This is a genomic window from Embleya sp. NPDC050154, from assembly GCF_044460165.1.
GTDB lineage: Bacteria > Actinomycetota > Actinomycetes > Streptomycetales > Streptomycetaceae > Embleya.
This window is the reverse complement of sequence record NZ_JBITJP010000011.1, coordinates 73,244-88,240: the sequence shown is the minus strand read 5'-3', so window position 1 is coordinate 88,240 and position 14,997 is coordinate 73,244. Positions and strand designations below refer to the sequence as shown.

Sequence of the window (14,997 nt, the reverse complement as noted above, 5' to 3'; positions counted from 1 at the left end):
TGGAGTCAGGACGTCAGTGACCCATGAGGCGGTGTGACCTGCCCGCTTCCTCCTCGCACCAAAAGCACGACTGCTATCGCGCAGCCTGGGACGCTACCCATGGGCGCGCGGTTCGCAACGCCTGCGCAACAGGCCGCTCATCCGGTCCGCCCACCATCACCCACAGAAGGGAATAACTCACCGGTCGGCCACATCGAGCTGCGGTTTTCCTGCACTGGGCTCGAGTTTTCCCTTCAGCTCTTGTACTGTCGGGGCTGTCCAAGACCCCCAGGAAGGAGACTCAGAGTGACCGGCTCGATCCGAATGGCTGGGCTTTTCGCAGGCATCGGAGGCATCGAGCACGGCTTCCGTCAAGCCCTCGGCGACCGCCTCCAGACCGAGTTGCTGTGCGACTCGTGGGCCCCCGCGAAAGCAGTGCTTCAGCACCGTTTTCCGGACGTCGAGTTCCACGACGACGTGCAGACACTCACGAGTCTTCCCGGGAACCTGGACATCCTGGCTGCCGGCTTCCCGTGCACAGACCTGTCCCAGGCGGGACGCACGGCAGGGATCCGCGGCGCCCAGTCCGGCCTTGTGTCACATGTGTTCGCCGCGCTGCGCCTGGCAGAGGCCGAGGGGTCTAAGCTCCCCTGGATTCTCATCGAGAACGTCCCCAACATGTTGACGCTGGATAAGGGTGAGGCCATGGCCTACCTCGTCCGAGAACTGGAGACCCTGGGCTACCGCTGGGCCTACCGCGTCGTCGACTCTCGCTTCACGGGGGTTCCCCAGCGCCGTCGACGGGTCCTCATGCTCGCGTCTCGCACGGAAGACCCACGACCGGTCCTTTTCAACGGCGATGAGATCTTCGACACCACGAAGCTCAACGAGGATGCTTACGGGTTCTATTGGACCGAGGGTCGTGGCGGAGTTGGCTGGGCCCAGGACGCGATTCCCACCTTCAAAGGTGGCTCCGGGCTGGGTATCCCTTCGCCTCCCGCGATTTGGATCCCGTCCGCCGAATCCGGCACTAAATTCGTCTTGCCTACCATCGAGGACGCGGAAGCCCTTCAGGGATTCGACCGCGGCTGGACTTCGGCAGCGGCCGTCACAGGGAGTCGAAACGGCCCACGCTGGAAACTCGTCGGGAACGCTGTGACCGTCCCCGTCGCCGCCTGGCTTGCGTCTCGCCTTTTCGACCCTGGGTCGTACGAGAACGCGCTCGACACGGCCTTGGTGCGCAAGGGCGGTTGGCCAAGCGCGGCCTGGGGCGAGAGCGGACGCGTCTTCGCGGTGCAAGCGGGTGAGTTTCCCGCCATCGGCAAGTACACGCACCTGCTGGATGTCCTCACGCGTGACGAGGCGACTCCGCTGTCCTATCGCGCCGCGAACGGATTCTGGAGCCGGTTGCAAACGACCAACCTCGGTCGTCATCCAGGCTTTCGAGAGGACATGGCCGACCATGTGCGACTGACGGCTCCCACTCCTGTGGCCGCAGTCTGCTGAACGTGAACGCGGGTCCGTCCGGCTAGATCTCGATGGGAATTGTTGGCAGGAAGTTCGATAGATGCCGGGGGCCAACAAACGTGATATCACCCCCGCCGAGTTGCACAGTGGCTGTTGTCGGGATCACATCATCCGGGCCCACGACGAACCCTCTGACATGTGGAGCGAGGGTCCCGCTCGCCTCGGCGATATAGGTCGAGATTTGATGGAATCCGTCACGCTTTACGTACGCAGCTTTGCCGTACTTGCACTCGAAGAGAAAGGCCGCCTCTCCCGGCCGTACGATCGCGATGTCCGCTCCCATCGGCGAATCGTCGGCAAATACGGCGGAGCTGATGCCTTGGTATGCCGTCTCCAGGCCATAGAAGCCCCACATGTTGTCCGCTTCGAACCAAAGCTGCCAAACGGTTCCGTCAGGTTCGGTGAGCTCGTAATGCGGGCCAGGTCGGGTGCTTGCTGACAGCGGTTTCCGACTCGTGAGGCGCCAACCGTGCTCGCGACAAGATGCCAACAAAACGCCGAGCACGCCCAGGTGGAATAGACGCCACCGTAGTTCGTCGACGGGCAGCAGATGGCGGCGGGCGAAATCGAACAGACTCGCCGAGTCCGAATCTTGAAGGATTTTCGCAGTCTGCGCAAGAGTGGTCCACGGAGAACCGGAACGCATGAGGGCCGCGAGCTCAAGACGGGTCGGCGCCTCACCCGTCGCGGATGCGATGGGTGCGATTTCCTTGAGTGCTGCCGCTGCCTTGAATTGTGGCTTCGCGATCGTCTCAAGAGACTTTTCCACCTTGATGGCCGCTTTGCGGATGGCCAGTACCCGGTCGACCGCCCATCGCAGGGTCTTGGCCATTGCCTGGTCGGGAGTTCGATCGCGCTCATGTACGACGAATCGTTCCGGGGGCCATGGCCCCTGGTTCCGGGTGTCAACCCAGCTCACGCCAGGGCCCGGGGAGGGCGAGATCCGTCTGGTTCGGCGGCTCACGGCGGGGAGCGCGTCGGTCCAGGCAGTCGTAGTGGAAGGCCACGCCTGTAATACCGGTAGAAGTTCCGCGAACAGGACCCGCTCCGCGCGACGCTTGACGTCCAGATCCGTCCACTGGATGTCCGACCAGTCGTCGAGGACACCAGCAAGTGCGTTCCATAGGTCCGCTTTGCTGTTCCAGCTGCGGAGAACCTCAGCCAGGCCGATTTGCGGAACCTCGTGTTTTACCTGGGCGGCCACGCGGTCAGCCGAGGCACTGCAGTTGATCGCGGATCCACGCCCACTGTGTGTGGAGGACGTTCTGGGCCTCGAACGACTCCTCAAGGGTCGCCAGGGCCTCGTCGTCCAGTCGAGCGAGCCACGGGCCGAAACACAAGAGGTAAGCCTCGGCGAGGAACTCGTCCAAGTCCCCATCAGGATCGGCCCGTAGAGCCGCAGCGATACTTCGAGGCACCGAAAGAAAGAGGGCTGGGCCTATGGCTGTGGCCGGGTTGCCCCTGTGGACGCCGTATATGCGCTCGATGAGCGCGAGCACTTCCTCCGCTCGATCCTCGGGCAGCCCGAAGCCGTCACTATGTTCGGCAAGTACCTCCGCGAAGAGTTCGGCAGTCGGAGCCGGAACAGGGACTTGCGCAAACCGTCGGCCGAGAGCGAGGCCAAAACGGAACACGCGCTGGGCATCGAGCGAGTTGTAGGTGCCAATCAGACGCCATTCACTGCCAGCCAGATAGCCGACCTTGCGCTTGTCCTGTTTCTTTGGATCCGTGGAGACATCGAGATCGAGAGTGCGGGACCCGGCCTCCTCTGTCCAACCAAGCACAACCGCAGTCGTGTTGGTGGGGGACAGCCGGCCCACGGTGACCGATTCGCCAAGCTCACCAGAGAGCCAGGTCAGCAGGCTTCCGAAGATGCGGTCCATGTCCGCGCGGTTGGCTTCGTCAAGCAAGAGCCACTTGTCCTGTTCGATGGCTTGGAGCACGTGACCAGGAGTGAACCGCAGGTTGCCATCGTCATCAACGCTGTCCCCTCCGATCAGCTCACGTGTAGTCCAACTCTCATCGGCGGTGACTGTCGTCAACTCATGGCTGAGCTGCATCCCGAAGCGCCCGGGATCGTCCTCTGTACTTCGGACCAACTCACGTACTAGTGAAGATTTTCCCGTTCCCGGAGGCCCTACCAGCATCACTGCACGATGCGACGCGATTGCACTCTCAAGCATGCGTCGTGTGCGTGCATCCACGCGAATCGCAGGGACGGCAATCGGGTCCGGCGATCTTTCGGTAATTTCGGGAGGAAATCCTGGCGTGAGACGCACTTGCTCGGTCGGTAGTAATATCTGACTCTGCTCAATGTGCCTGCGGACTTGCGTGGCCACGACTTCCGGTGATGGCCCCCCGAGCTCTTCCCGCAGCTGGCGCAAACTCCGCTGCGCTTCAGCCTCGTTTGGGCTGAACGCTTCTCCAACAGCCCATTGGGTCCCATGGCTGTCCTCGGAAAGCTGCCTCAGAAGGACGATCGCCTGACCATTCTTCTCGGTCTGTCTCCGCGCGGCGTTGGCGACCGCAGTGGCATCGCTGTCACGAGGGATCAACGCCACGACGAGTTCCGCGTCCCTGGCCCGTCCTGACTGTTCGACTCTCACACTCAGGTTCCCGGGCTTGCTGACGTACACCGTGTAGATACGGCCCGGAGCGACACCGATCAGGTCCGACAAGAACTGTTCGAACATTCGGTACTTGGTCACCGTGGTCGCGGAGTGGTTGACGTCAGCAAGCAGTTTGCTGATCTTCCTCAGGTTGTCATCGTCGGGCACGCGCGTGAGCCTAGTGCCCGGAGCCAAGGCGAATCAGCGTCTGGGAGCGACTACTTCGATCAAGGAGAGCCCCCTGTAGCCCTCGTCGCGGTCAAGCCAAGGCTCACGTGCTTGGAAGGGCCACTCGGTTCGCGCCCCTTGCGGCTCTGACCCGCGTGCTGGCTGGTGCGGGCTGCCTCAACAGGCTTCTGCGTCGCTCATTCGTCGCCGGTACTGGTTCGGGCGCGCGAGACCGGTGAGGTTGAGCTGCTCGTTGGTCAATCGACGGATACTGTTACGGTGTCGGAATAGATTCCTGAAACGTCGCTACGACGTGGAGTGGGGCGGTTGTTGAACCAGCGACTGCCCTTGACCCGAAAACGCGAAGGCCCCGCCAGCGCCTCCGAAGCTCTAAGCGGGACCTCGCGTGCACCAACGCAGCGCCCTGGTGGCCTTAGCTACCAGGGCCGTTGCCGTTGTAGAGGTCCCAGATCAGACGTAAAAGCGTGTAGATCGTGGAACCCCACTTGCGACCCGCCTCTACGGTTCGCCCGGCAAGACTGCGTAGATCTCGCCTCCTGAGCCACTCGGCCGTCGTCAGCGAAATCACCCCCTTCTCTCCCTGTGCTGGTTCGGGCGCTCATGAGCCCGGCCGGGACTCACGGCAAGCCCTGGAGAGAAGTTGGTGCTCGCTCAGCGTACCGGTGCTCATCCCCTTCGATTCCCAAGCCCCATGACGCGTTCGGCAGTTGGCGTCTGAGGACACTTGAGGACACTCCATGAAACGCGACAGCACTCAAGCCATGTGATGGGCCTCACGCACGGCAAACTCCCCGGAAGCCTCAAGGGCCCACCGATGTGGCATCGGTGGGCCCTTTTGCGTTGCGCCTTGGCTAGTCCATGGCTGCGGATCGCTCAGCGAGGGCGAGTAGTTCCGCCGGGGCGGTGCGTCCGGCGATGAGGACCAGTTCGCGGATCGCAGCGCGTGCGGCAATGTGGCTACGGACTGTCTCGGGGGCGAGTGCTTCGGCTCGCAGTAAGGCGTCCACAGCTTCCCCTACGTGGCGTCGCTGCGCGTGAGCGCGGCCCAAGTCCATGAGAAGGCGCGAGCGCCTTTCGGGCGACAACCCTTCGGCGTCGATGCCCGCGCCGATATCGAGTGCTTCCCCCGCGTCGCCAAGCTCGACAGCGGTCGATACGGCTTGGATCTCGACGTTGGTCGGCCCGAACTCAAGGTTGAAATCGTTTCGGTCCACCCCGAGACGCTGGGCAACGTCCCGGGCATGGCCGATCTCTGTCCGTGCTCGATCCCGGCTCCCCGATCGAGCGTGGACCAGCGCTAGGACCAGATGAAGCGACCCGAGTACCGAGAGCCCTGCAGGGGTCGCCAACTCGGCGTCGCCGTGGGCCTTCAGTGCCTGCACCGCGGTAGCTGCGGCATGCTCTGCCTGGTCCAAGTGCTTGAGTCGTACGAACGCCTGAGCCAGGCGGTAGATCCCGGCGAAGACTGGCAGCGTCTCGCCGGCCAATTCGGCAGCTCGGATCGCTCTGTCAGCTGCGACCCATGCGGCATCCGCCTCGTCCTGGCGGACAAACGCGGCGGCAAGCGCCTGGTAGGTACGTGCAAGCAGAGCCTGGATGGCCGGTCTGTCCTCAGCTCGCACGACGCGAGCCGCTGACTCCAGACGATCGAGGACTGGCCCGACCAAAGCGCTGAGTTCCGCGAATTTCGCGGCATGGGTCAATGCCCAAACCTCGCTGACCTGGTCGGTCAGTTCGGGCAACGTGGGCCGACTCGGAGACGCTGTGCTGTCGAGCAGTACTCCGAGAGCAGGATGCCCGGAGATCATGAGACGAGCGGCATCGAGGTCGTTCGGCCCCTCAGTCGCCACCGGAGGCGGTGCCGACACTGGCGGAGCCGAAGGGTTGAGTGTCTGTACGGACGTACCGAGCCCATCGGCAAGTAGTTGGAGAACGTCAAGGCGCGAGACGGGTTGTACGCCTCGCTCGACCTGCGAGACCCAACTCGCGGTCCTACCGATCGCTGTTGCCAACTCGGCCTGCGTGACACCCCGCCGCTTCCGCAGGTCCGCAATCCGCGCACCGAACGCCCGGCGCTCTTCGTCAGTCACAGAGCCACCGCGCCAGGGACACCCTTCCCCGTCACCGACTCCATGAAGTCGACTTCGACCGCAACGATGTACTGCTCGCGCGCGGCGAGGAAGTGTCGTACGTGCGGCTGGGTTTCGTGCAGGTCGAACGCTGCACGGTCCGCGTACAGCTCGTAGAAGATCCGTTGGAGCGGCTGTCCCTCTACAGCGTGGCTCACGTACACGAGCGTCCCGGGCTCCAAGTCCCGGATGCCGATCAGGGTCTCTGCGGTCAGTTCATCAAAGGCGCGTACCGCTGCGTCGTCGCGGGCGGTGAAGCGCACGCTCAGGCCGAAGGCCACCTCTTGCTCCTCTCACAGGGCAACAGCCAGTCTCACATGCTCACTGTTTTCCTGCGACTAGCAGTTTCTCTTGACTCGCAGATTCTCTGCGAGTACGTTCGCAGTGTTGCTTCCACACAGTGTGTGGCCTGCAACAACGAGCTACATGACGGCCCGGGAAGGCCCTATTTGGGCTGTCCACGAGCTGTCGTCTGCACTACAAGGAGCCCCGGACAGAGGGGGCTGAGGGTTCCGGATCCCTGGTCAACCGGAAGGCATTGAGGCCGAAAGGCCATGTCCCTGCCTACCAACGGGAGCGCGACCGCTTCTGGAAGGGGACACAGCACGAGTGCTTTTGGTCCCCGGCGCGCGGCATGACAGGCGCGTCGGGGGTCATGGCCACTCGTCGTTCAAGACGGGGCACACCGACGTGTGCCGGAGCGACCACCTGTCCTTGGCCGGGTGGTGGCCGCTCCGTGGGTCGTTTCTCCAGGTGAGGAGTACGACCGTGAGAAGCATTGTTGCTGGTCGCTACGCGGCCACAATCGCCGAGTTCGCGGAACTCGCGCTCGGCGTCGACTGGGCCCTGTTCGACGGGGAGCCCGATGAGACGGCGGAGGAGGAGGCTGCGCGGCTGGACGCGGCGCGGGACATCCTCTCCGACCTGTGGGCCACGGATCGCGAACTCGCCCGCCACGTCGAGCAGCTGCTGGCCGCCTTGTGGGCCGTGGACGAGGGGACGGCGGCGTGCGCCGAACTGCTCGTCGCCTCCACCACGCCCGGCCGGGCGCGGGTCGCCGACGTCGGGGTGTACGAGGAGGTGTGGGCGGCGTGAAGCGGGGATGGTGGTCCGCCGCGGCGCTGGCCCTGCGGGAGTTGGAGACGGTGGGGCCGATTCTGCCGCAGGTGTGCTCGTGGCAGATAGACATCGTGTACGACAAGGCGTTCGTGCCCTCGGTCGAGGTGCGCGGGCCAGTTGGAGCGTGGGCCGGACGACGAGTCCGACCGCCTGACGCTGGAGATGGTCGCCGAACTGCTGGCCGGCGACGTCGCCGAGCACGTCCTGTCCAGCGATCGGGACCACACGTTGATCGAGGCCCGGTTCGAGTTCTCCGGGACCGTGTTCCGGCTGTGGACGATCGTGAAGACGCCGACCTTGGCCGTGGTGCCGATCGGGGCTTGCGATGAGTGATCCGCGCGTTGCGACGCTTCGCCGGGCCGACCGCGGGTTGACGGTCGCGCTGTTGATCGTGGGCGGCTTGGCGTTGGCGTTCACGTGCGTGAACGTGACGCTGTTCGCGATCTCGCACGGCACGCCGTGGTACATCGCGTGGTTGCTGGACCCGATGGTCTCGCTTGCGTTGGGGGCGGTGCTCCTGACGGACGGCGTCCTGGGCAGGCACGGTGACCGACCCGGCGGAAGCGCCACCGGGTTGCGCCTGTTCGCGGGCCTGGCGACATGGGCGATGAACGTGTGGGGGTCGGTCTGGCCGGACGGTTCGTTCGGTGTTCCTCGGAATCCGGACGCGGCGGGGATCGTTCTGCACTCCGTTCCTCCGGTGTTGCTGATCCTCCTCGCCGAGGCGGTGACGGTGTACCGCCGTCGCATCGCCGATCTGATTCGCGAGTTGGACCAACCGGCCTGCGACCTGCGGGAACAACACACCGATCACGCGCCGGACACGGTGGAATCGTCCGTTCCCGAGGCGTTGCCGCCCGGCCCGCCGGACGTCGCCCCGATTCCGGCGTGGACGCCGCATCCAGGGCCGCCGTCGATCGCTCCGGAAACCCTGCCGGAAACGGTCTCGGAAGCGGACGTCTACGCGGTGTTCGCGTTGCTGGACGTTCCCGGTGAGCGTGTCTCCTACCGGCGTGTGATGAGCGCACTCGGTGTCGGCTACCCGAAGGCGAAGATCGCGCTGGACACGGCTCGGGCCCTTCGCGGCACGAGCGCGCCGGGTTCGCCGGACGCGGCTCGGCTGAGCCTGGTGCCTGCGACGGACGAGCCGGACTGGACGTCCGGCGGTGCTTCGTGAAGGCCCGTGTTGCTTCGAAACGTCGGGGACCCGGCCCGCTTCCTACGGCCCGGCCGGATCCCCGCACTCCCTGAGAGGAGCAAGACCAGCATGGCGCAAACGAGCACGGTGAAGCCCAAGAAGCCCCCGATCCGGCGTGAGTCGCCGGACACCGAGCCGGAAGCCTTCCCGGCCGCAACGGCGCCCGCGGTGCCGATCGAGGTGACCGTCACCCGGGAGCCGGACAGCGCCGCCCCCGCTGTTCGAGCGGACAAGCGGGTGCGGGTGTTGCCGATCGCGACGCTCGCGGCCGAGGCGGCGACCACGTCGGGCGCGGGTCTGTACGCGGCGGTCGGCGTGATGGGGCCGGTCGGGCTGGCGGGCGCGGTGACTGCCGCCGCCGTCGCCACCCGGGCGGCCAGGTCGGCGCGCGAGCGCAAGACGCGAGGCGGGCCGGGCGCCCGCTTCCCGATGCCCGGACGCTCCGGTATCGCACGGGGTGCCCCGGCGGGCCGGGTGCCCGGCGGAGGCCACTCCGGCGGCGCGGCCAACGGACGGACCGCCGGAGCGCCCGGCCGCACGAGCACGCGGCGTTCGAGCGGTGCGAAGTCGGGGGCGGGGCTGCCCGGCGGCAAGAGCGGTGGGCGTTCCGGCGCACGGTCCGCGATGGCGGGCGGCCCGTCGGGCGGTGGATTTCGGGCGGGTCTGGGCGCGGGGAACGCGGCGCATCGCCTGGGCCGAGGCACGAGCGCGGGAGGCGGCTCGATGACGAACGGTCGTACGCGTGCCGGGCGTCCCGGCGGGGCCGCCGGGCCCAAGGGCTCCGGGACCGGTGGCGCGTCCACCAAGGCGGATCGGAACGCTACCCCCGGTTCGGCGAAGGGCGCGGGAAGCCGGTCGGGCCGCAGTGGGGGAGCCGCCACCGGTTCGCGCTCGGGGAAGGGCCCCGGCGGTGCGGTGCGTGGAGCGTTGAAGTCGACGCGGGGCGCGGTGCACAAGGCGGCGACGTCGAAGGCCGGTCGGATGGCGCGGGAGCGGGCCTCGCAGGCGCGGGCCGGTGCACGCAGGGTCGCCCCGAAGGTCGCCCGCGCCGTCGGTGCGGGCCTGGCCGCGCTCGGGTCCGGCGCCCTGGCCGGGACGGCGGGGCTCGCGGCGTCCGTGCTCGGCGCCGGTCTCGGTGGCGCGCTGCGGTGGGCCACCGGCCGAGGCCCCGGTGCCTCGCTCGGGAAGGGCCCGTTGATGTGGGGCCCGCGAGCGGGAGCGTGGGCGTGGCGACGCCTCATGCGCAAGTTCCGTTCGGAGGTCGAGGGTTCGTCCGATCGGGTGTTGACGGATTTCCCGGAGCCGACCGACGTCGCCTCCGCCACCAGTGCGCCGGTCCTCGCGGGCGGCGCGGAATCCACGGGAGTGGTGCCCATGAGCATCTTCGCTGTTCGATCCGAGGCGATCCGGGACGCGTACGCCCGCTACTCGCCGCCGACGATGATGGCGGTCGCCGCCGAGTACCAGGGCGTCCCGGACGGGATCCGGTCGGCGGCCAAGGCCCTGTACGAGTTGGCCACGCACACCGCGAACGAGTACCCGGTGCACCCGCAGCTCGCGGAGACGCTGTCGTCGGTGTTCGCGCTGACGACGGAGGCCGCGAAGACGGCGGACGAGATCGAGCCCGCGTTCGCCAAGCTCCACGCGGCCGACCTGGCGCGGCACGAGACCCCGCGCAACGGCGAGGCGATGTGGAACATCGGCGAGCGGCGCGCGCACGGCGATTCCCGCTACCGGCGCTCGCACTTCGCCGCGTCCTGCGAGGACATCGAGACCGCCTACAGCTGGTGGGCACCGACGAACATGATAGCCGTGGGCGCCGAGTACGAGGGGCTGCCCACCGGCCTGGAGTCCCTGGCCGCGGCGGTGCGGTATCTGGCCGAGCAGTCCGCCGAGGCGTACCCGGTGGACGAGCGCATCGCCGGGATGATCGCGGACACGCACACGTTCCTGACCAGCGCGATCGGCGCCGCCCAGGAACTGCACCCGCTGTTCCGGCGCCTGCACGCCCTGGACATCTCCCACCACGAGGCGCCCCGCAACGGCCCCATGGCTGAGTCCATGTGGGACGTCTGACCCGCTCGAACCCGCGGCCCACGACCGCCACCCCCGGGTGGCGGTCGTGGGCCGTTCTCTTCCCCGGACCGTGACGAACCGAACGGAGATCCACCGTGAGCAGCAAGACGAGTGAGGCGTCCGGTGTGGACTGGACGTGGGAGACGACCCCGGTCATGGGCGCTGCCCTGGTCGCGGGCGGCGCGTACAGCGTCGCCGCGGTCGGAGCGGCCACCGGGCTGCCGCCGATGTACGCCGGGCTGGTCGCCGGGAGCGGCGCGGTGGCCCAGGCGGTCGCCGACCTGCGGCGCCGTCGCCCGGCCGGGCACACGCTCGCCCGCGCCGCGGCGTGGCTGGGCGGCGGGGTGTGGACCGCGGCCACGGTCGCGGGCGACGCGGCGTTCACCGCGCACGCGTTCGGCTGGTGGGGCGCGGGCGCCACCGCCGGGCTCGTGCTCGCCAACGGCCTGGCCCACAGCGAGCAGAGCGCCCGCGAGGGCAAGGCGGCAGCGCTGATCCAGCGGTGGGCCAACGGCATGTCCGCCGAGTGGCACCAACGCCTGACCACCCTGTTCCGGATGCAGGGGCACCGGGTGCCGGGCGTCAAGCCGTGGCCCGGCGACATCGGCTACACCGTGATGGTCGAACTCCCGCCGGGCACCCACGAGATGCCGTCGAACGCCGCGCGGGTCCTGGCCGGGGCGTTGAAGCTTCCGCGCGGCGGCGGCGTGGACATCACGGAGGGCAACGAGCACGGAACCGTGCTGATCCGGGTCACCCTCGTGGACGTGATGGCGACCGAGATCCCGTTCCCGGAGGACGACCTCGAAGTCACCACGATCAACAACCCGATCTCCATCGGCAGGCACCCCGACGGCACCCCGGTGCAGTTCTCGGTCCTGGACTCGTGCGGGCTGACCGTGGGCCAGACCGACTCCGGCAAGACGAACGTCACCAACGTCATCACCGGCAAGGTCCTCAAGGCCAACGACGTGTTGGTGTGGCACATCGACACCACCGGCGCCGGGCTCTCCCTGCCGTGGCTGCGAGCGTGGGCCCTGCACGGCACCGCGAAACGCCCGGTCATCGACTACGTCGCGCCCACCGAGGAGGAGGCGCACATCATGCTCGACATCGCCATCGCCGGGATGAACGCCCGCAAGACCGGCTACCAGGACCTGATGTCGTCCGTGGACGACGACAAGATCCCCGTCTCCCCGGACGTCCCGGAGATCCTGATCATCGCGGACGAGATTGCCGAACTGCCGCCGTCGCTGCTGGAGAAGCTCAACACCGTGATCAACGTCGGCCGCGCGACACGCTTCCGGGAGTTCAGCGTCGGCCTGCGCGCCACCATGGACGTGTCCACCCCGGCGATGAAGAAGCAGTCCCGGATCCGCATCGGGATGCGCGTCTCCGACCCCGAGGAACTGTCCCACCTGTTCCCCTACGGCGGCACCCGCCTGGACCCCCGCGCCGCGCGCGTCCAGGGCTCCGGGTTCGTCTCCTACCCGGACGCCACAGGCACGGTCATCCACCCGAGGCCGTTCAAGGCCGAGCGCCTGCGCAACTCCCGCATCGACACCCTCGCCGTCGCGCTCGCCGACCGCCGACCCACCCTGGACGCCATCACCGTCGACACCGTCCCCGGCCGCTACTACGCCTCCCGCTGGGCACGCGTCCTGCCTCAACTCTTCAAGGACAAGGCCCTCGCTCCCACGACCCGCCCGTGGACGGACGTGAAGGTGCTCCGGCCGCCGCGCAACGGTTCGAGCGTCCCCGACACGAACACCGCCCCCGCGACCGACGCGAGCACCCCGGCCCCCGCCGCTGGCGGGGCGGTGGGGGCCGCAGGGATGGCCGCGCTCATGGACGCCGCCCGCGAAAGCCTGGACGATGCGCCTCCCACGGGGCCCGACGGAGAAGACGACGCGTTCGAACGGGTCCTGGCCCAGACCGGGCCGACCCAATGGGGCGACCGAGCCACCGGGCCCCGCGAGGAGACGGAGGACGCGGCACCCGATCTGCTCGTGCGCGCCCACCGCGCCTTGGAGGAGGCCGGAGGGCGGATGTACACCGCCGACCTGGCCGACGAGCTGGGCATGGATGCGCAGACTCTCGGCAACGAACTCGGCGCCCTGATGCGGACCGTCGGGGTCAACCGGCCCGGCGCGGGGACCGTGCGCATCTCCGGCCAGGCCCGCCCCGGCTTCTACGCCGCGACGCTGGCCAAGGCCATCGCCAACTACCGGGCGTGACGAGCGAGTCCCGTGTAGGCCCACGCAAGAGGGCCTACACGGGGGGCTACACGCCCGTGTAGGCCTACACGCTCCGTGTAGGCCCCGTGCAGGCCCCTGACCTCCCCGTGTAGGCCGTGTAGGCCTACACGGGCCACGGCCGAACAAGCCCCGTTGAGGGGCGCGGTGGGCCGTGCGAGGCCCTTCCGGCGCTCCTGGGTGTGGGCTGTGTAGGCCTACACACCATCCACACACAGCGTTACCGAATCGAGTGCTCCCGCCGCCATGTCGCGGGTGCACTCGGGCGCTTCGCCGTGCTCTCGATCCGCCCGACCGCCAATCACCGAAGGGAAGTCTCATGACCGCCACCGATGTCCTGCTCCTGCTCGTTCTCGGGATCGGCTACGCGATTGTGTGCCGCCTCGCGCCGCTGGCCCGTTGCCGCCGCTGCGCGGGCACCGGCGCCGACCTCCACCACTATCACCCGCCCAACATCCCGCTGTGCGCGGTGCGGCGCTGCCGCCGGTGCCGGGGGACGGGCCTGCGCCCACGCCTGGGAGCCCGCCTCCTCGGCACCGCGCGCCGACCCGACGACCGATGACGCGGTCCGCCGCCGTGCCCGCATGGTCCGGCCGCTCGCCACCGAGGTGAGCGACCGGGCCGTGGGTGCACGACTTGCCCATCGCCCGCGACACCTTCCACGGAGGCACCCATGCGCACCCCCGTCCGAACCCAGGCCCGACGCGCGGCAACCGCCCTGACCACCGCCACCCTCCTGACCCTGATCGCCCCCGTCTCGGCCGCGTTCGCCGCCGGGGAGAACACCACGCGCACCGGAACGGCGGGCGGCACCGCCCTCAGCATCAGCAGCGGCATCCTGCTCGCCGTACTGGTGGGCATCTGGGCTCACCGCCGCCGCACCGTCGGCATCGCCCTGGTCGCGTTCGTCGCCGGAGTGATGCTCGCCGGATCCGCCATCGCCCTGACCGCCGCGCAGGCCGGAGACCAGGTCGTCACCGCCGGAGTCCAGGCAGTCAGCGGCATCTTCGCCTGACCCCTGACCGCTCCCCATGACCCCGGATCGTGCACGCCCGGGGCCGTGGAGGACGGCTGACCCGGCCGCCCGGATCTCCTCGAAGGCTCGAAAGGACGAAGTTCGATGGCAGACGAGAAGACGACCAAGCACACCTGCAACGACGGACGCGGCCCGGTGTTCGGCCGGAAGACGCCGAACTGCCCCCGCTGCGACGAACTCGCCAACGGCGCCGCCCCCGTCAAGTGGACGTGGACCAGTCGACGCGACGACGACGCCCGGCGCGCGGCCGAGATCCGCAACCACAACTGCCGCACCTCGGGGTGCTCGGTGATCTGCACGTTCGGGGACTGGTGACCACGACCGGCGCCCCCGCCTGACCGACCGCTCCCCATGACCCCTGGCCATGCGTGCCCGGGGTCGTGGAGGACGGCCGACCCGGCCGACCCATGCAGGCAGGAGACCCCGGCATGACAACACACCCCTACAAGCGGATGATCCGCATCGTCTCGTTCGACTACGGGCACGCCCCCGCACCCGAGGCGGAGATCACGCTCGATCTGCGCCGCCGGTTCCGCAACCCGCACCACGACCCGCAGATGCGCCAGCGGGCCGGGCTGGACGACGACGTGTATGCGCACGCCCTGGACACCCCGGGTCTGCGTGATCTGGCCGCGGTGACCGCGCTTGCCGCGCATGACCTGGCCCACACCATCCCCGGCCCGATCACGATCGCTTGCGGATGCGTGGATGGCAGGCACCGCAGCGTCGCCGTTGCCCGCCACATTGCCGAGATCCTCGCCGACGGCTGCGCGGCGATCGTGATCGCGCACCGCGACGTGCACCGCCCGCTCCTCGACGCCACCATCCACGGCGCCACCGCCGAACGCCACCTCACCTGACCGGGCCCGCGCACCCCGAG

14 protein-coding genes and 1 pseudogene are annotated in these 14,997 nt (G+C 68.2%); 10 read left to right on the top strand and 5 right to left on the bottom strand.

Translation table 11 applies throughout. The features are described 5' to 3' along the window. Nucleotides 1–285 precede the first annotated feature (285 nt). Nucleotides 286–1,485 carry a DNA cytosine methyltransferase gene (locus ACIBSV_RS23555; RefSeq protein ID WP_395866079.1) on the top strand — a complete coding sequence of 400 codons (1,200 nt, stop codon included), beginning with the start codon at nucleotides 286–288 and terminating at the stop codon, nucleotides 1,483–1,485. 22 nt (nucleotides 1,486–1,507) lie between these two features. On the opposite strand, the gene ACIBSV_RS23550 is transcribed toward ACIBSV_RS23555, so the two are convergent. The 5 genes and pseudogenes from ACIBSV_RS23550 to ACIBSV_RS23530 form a co-directional block, all read right to left on the bottom strand. Next, on the bottom strand, nucleotides 1,508–2,338 hold the full coding sequence (locus tag ACIBSV_RS23550; RefSeq protein WP_395866077.1) for a hypothetical protein: 831 nt from the start codon (nucleotides 2,336–2,338) through the stop codon (nucleotides 1,508–1,510). Nucleotides 2,339–2,714: 376 nt separating this feature from the next. Beyond that, nucleotides 2,715–4,283 (bottom strand): AAA family ATPase, encoded by a 1,569-nt coding sequence (locus ACIBSV_RS23545; RefSeq protein ID WP_395866075.1) that lies wholly within the window; start codon nucleotides 4,281–4,283, stop codon nucleotides 2,715–2,717. 872 nt (nucleotides 4,284–5,155) lie between these two features. Continuing rightward, nucleotides 5,156–6,046 (bottom strand): transcriptional regulator, encoded by an 891-nt coding sequence (locus ACIBSV_RS23540; protein WP_395866508.1) that lies wholly within the window; start codon nucleotides 6,044–6,046, stop codon nucleotides 5,156–5,158. A gap of 162 nt (nucleotides 6,047–6,208) precedes the next feature. Further along, a pseudogene (locus tag ACIBSV_RS23535) lies at nucleotides 6,209–6,394 on the bottom strand (helix-turn-helix domain-containing protein); the annotation flags it as partial. Beyond that, nucleotides 6,391–6,714 carry a putative quinol monooxygenase gene (locus ACIBSV_RS23530; protein ID WP_395866073.1) on the bottom strand — a complete coding sequence of 108 codons (324 nt, stop codon included), beginning with the start codon at nucleotides 6,712–6,714 and terminating at the stop codon, nucleotides 6,391–6,393. The gene ACIBSV_RS23530 and the pseudogene ACIBSV_RS23535, both read right to left, overlap by 4 nt. A gap of 487 nt (nucleotides 6,715–7,201) precedes the next feature. Here ACIBSV_RS23530 and ACIBSV_RS23525 point away from each other — a divergent pair, with 487 nt between their 5' ends. From ACIBSV_RS23525 to ACIBSV_RS23485, 9 genes are all read left to right on the top strand, one after another. Continuing rightward, nucleotides 7,202–7,528: a hypothetical protein gene (locus ACIBSV_RS23525; protein ID WP_395866071.1), complete on the top strand. Its 327-nt coding sequence runs from the start codon at nucleotides 7,202–7,204 to the stop codon at nucleotides 7,526–7,528. A 141-nt stretch (nucleotides 7,529–7,669) separates the two neighbouring features. Beyond that, on the top strand, nucleotides 7,670–7,885 hold the full coding sequence (locus tag ACIBSV_RS23520; RefSeq protein WP_395866069.1) for a hypothetical protein: 216 nt from the start codon (nucleotides 7,670–7,672) through the stop codon (nucleotides 7,883–7,885). Then, nucleotides 7,878–8,729, top strand: a complete 852-nt coding sequence (locus ACIBSV_RS23515) for a hypothetical protein (RefSeq protein ID WP_395866067.1) — start codon at nucleotides 7,878–7,880, stop codon at nucleotides 8,727–8,729. Before ACIBSV_RS23520 ends, ACIBSV_RS23515 begins: the two co-directional genes overlap by 8 nt. Nucleotides 8,730–8,819: 90 nt before the next feature. Further along, nucleotides 8,820–10,826, top strand: coding sequence for a hypothetical protein (locus tag ACIBSV_RS23510; protein ID WP_395866065.1), 2,007 nt, complete (start codon nucleotides 8,820–8,822; stop codon nucleotides 10,824–10,826). Nucleotides 10,827–10,921: 95 nt separating this feature from the next. After that, complete coding sequence (locus ACIBSV_RS23505) at nucleotides 10,922–13,063, top strand: hypothetical protein (protein ID WP_395866063.1); 2,142 nt, start codon at nucleotides 10,922–10,924, stop codon at nucleotides 13,061–13,063. A gap of 337 nt (nucleotides 13,064–13,400) precedes the next feature. Next, nucleotides 13,401–13,643, top strand: a complete 243-nt coding sequence (locus ACIBSV_RS23500; RefSeq protein ID WP_395866061.1) for a hypothetical protein — start codon at nucleotides 13,401–13,403, stop codon at nucleotides 13,641–13,643. Between the two features lie 111 nt (nucleotides 13,644–13,754). Beyond that, a complete protein-coding gene (locus tag ACIBSV_RS23495) occupies nucleotides 13,755–14,096 on the top strand; it encodes a hypothetical protein (RefSeq protein WP_395866059.1) in 342 nt (113 codons plus the stop codon). 105 nt (nucleotides 14,097–14,201) lie between these two features. Further along, nucleotides 14,202–14,432: a hypothetical protein gene (locus ACIBSV_RS23490; protein WP_395866057.1), complete on the top strand. Its 231-nt coding sequence runs from the start codon at nucleotides 14,202–14,204 to the stop codon at nucleotides 14,430–14,432. Nucleotides 14,433–14,545: 113 nt separating this feature from the next. Further along, entirely contained in the window at nucleotides 14,546–14,977 is a 432-nt protein-coding gene (locus tag ACIBSV_RS23485; protein ID WP_395866055.1) for a hypothetical protein, read from the top strand. Nucleotides 14,978–14,997 lie beyond the last annotated feature (20 nt).

Excerpts from the sequence above, each read along its gene's own strand:
- ACIBSV_RS23550 (WP_395866077.1), bottom strand. The coding sequence starts at position 2,338 with ATGGCCAAGACCCTGCGATGGGCGGTCGACCGGGTACTGGCCATCCGC.
- ACIBSV_RS23515 (WP_395866067.1), top strand. The coding sequence starts at position 7,878 with ATGAGTGATCCGCGCGTTGCGACGCTTCGCCGGGCCGACCGCGGGTTG.
- ACIBSV_RS23510 (WP_395866065.1), top strand. The coding sequence starts at position 8,820 with ATGGCGCAAACGAGCACGGTGAAGCCCAAGAAGCCCCCGATCCGGCGT.
- ACIBSV_RS23500 (WP_395866061.1), top strand. The coding sequence starts at position 13,401 with ATGACCGCCACCGATGTCCTGCTCCTGCTCGTTCTCGGGATCGGCTAC.
- ACIBSV_RS23495 (WP_395866059.1), top strand. The coding sequence starts at position 13,755 with ATGCGCACCCCCGTCCGAACCCAGGCCCGACGCGCGGCAACCGCCCTG.
- ACIBSV_RS23490 (WP_395866057.1), top strand. The coding sequence starts at position 14,202 with ATGGCAGACGAGAAGACGACCAAGCACACCTGCAACGACGGACGCGGC.
- ACIBSV_RS23485 (WP_395866055.1), top strand. The coding sequence starts at position 14,546 with ATGACAACACACCCCTACAAGCGGATGATCCGCATCGTCTCGTTCGAC.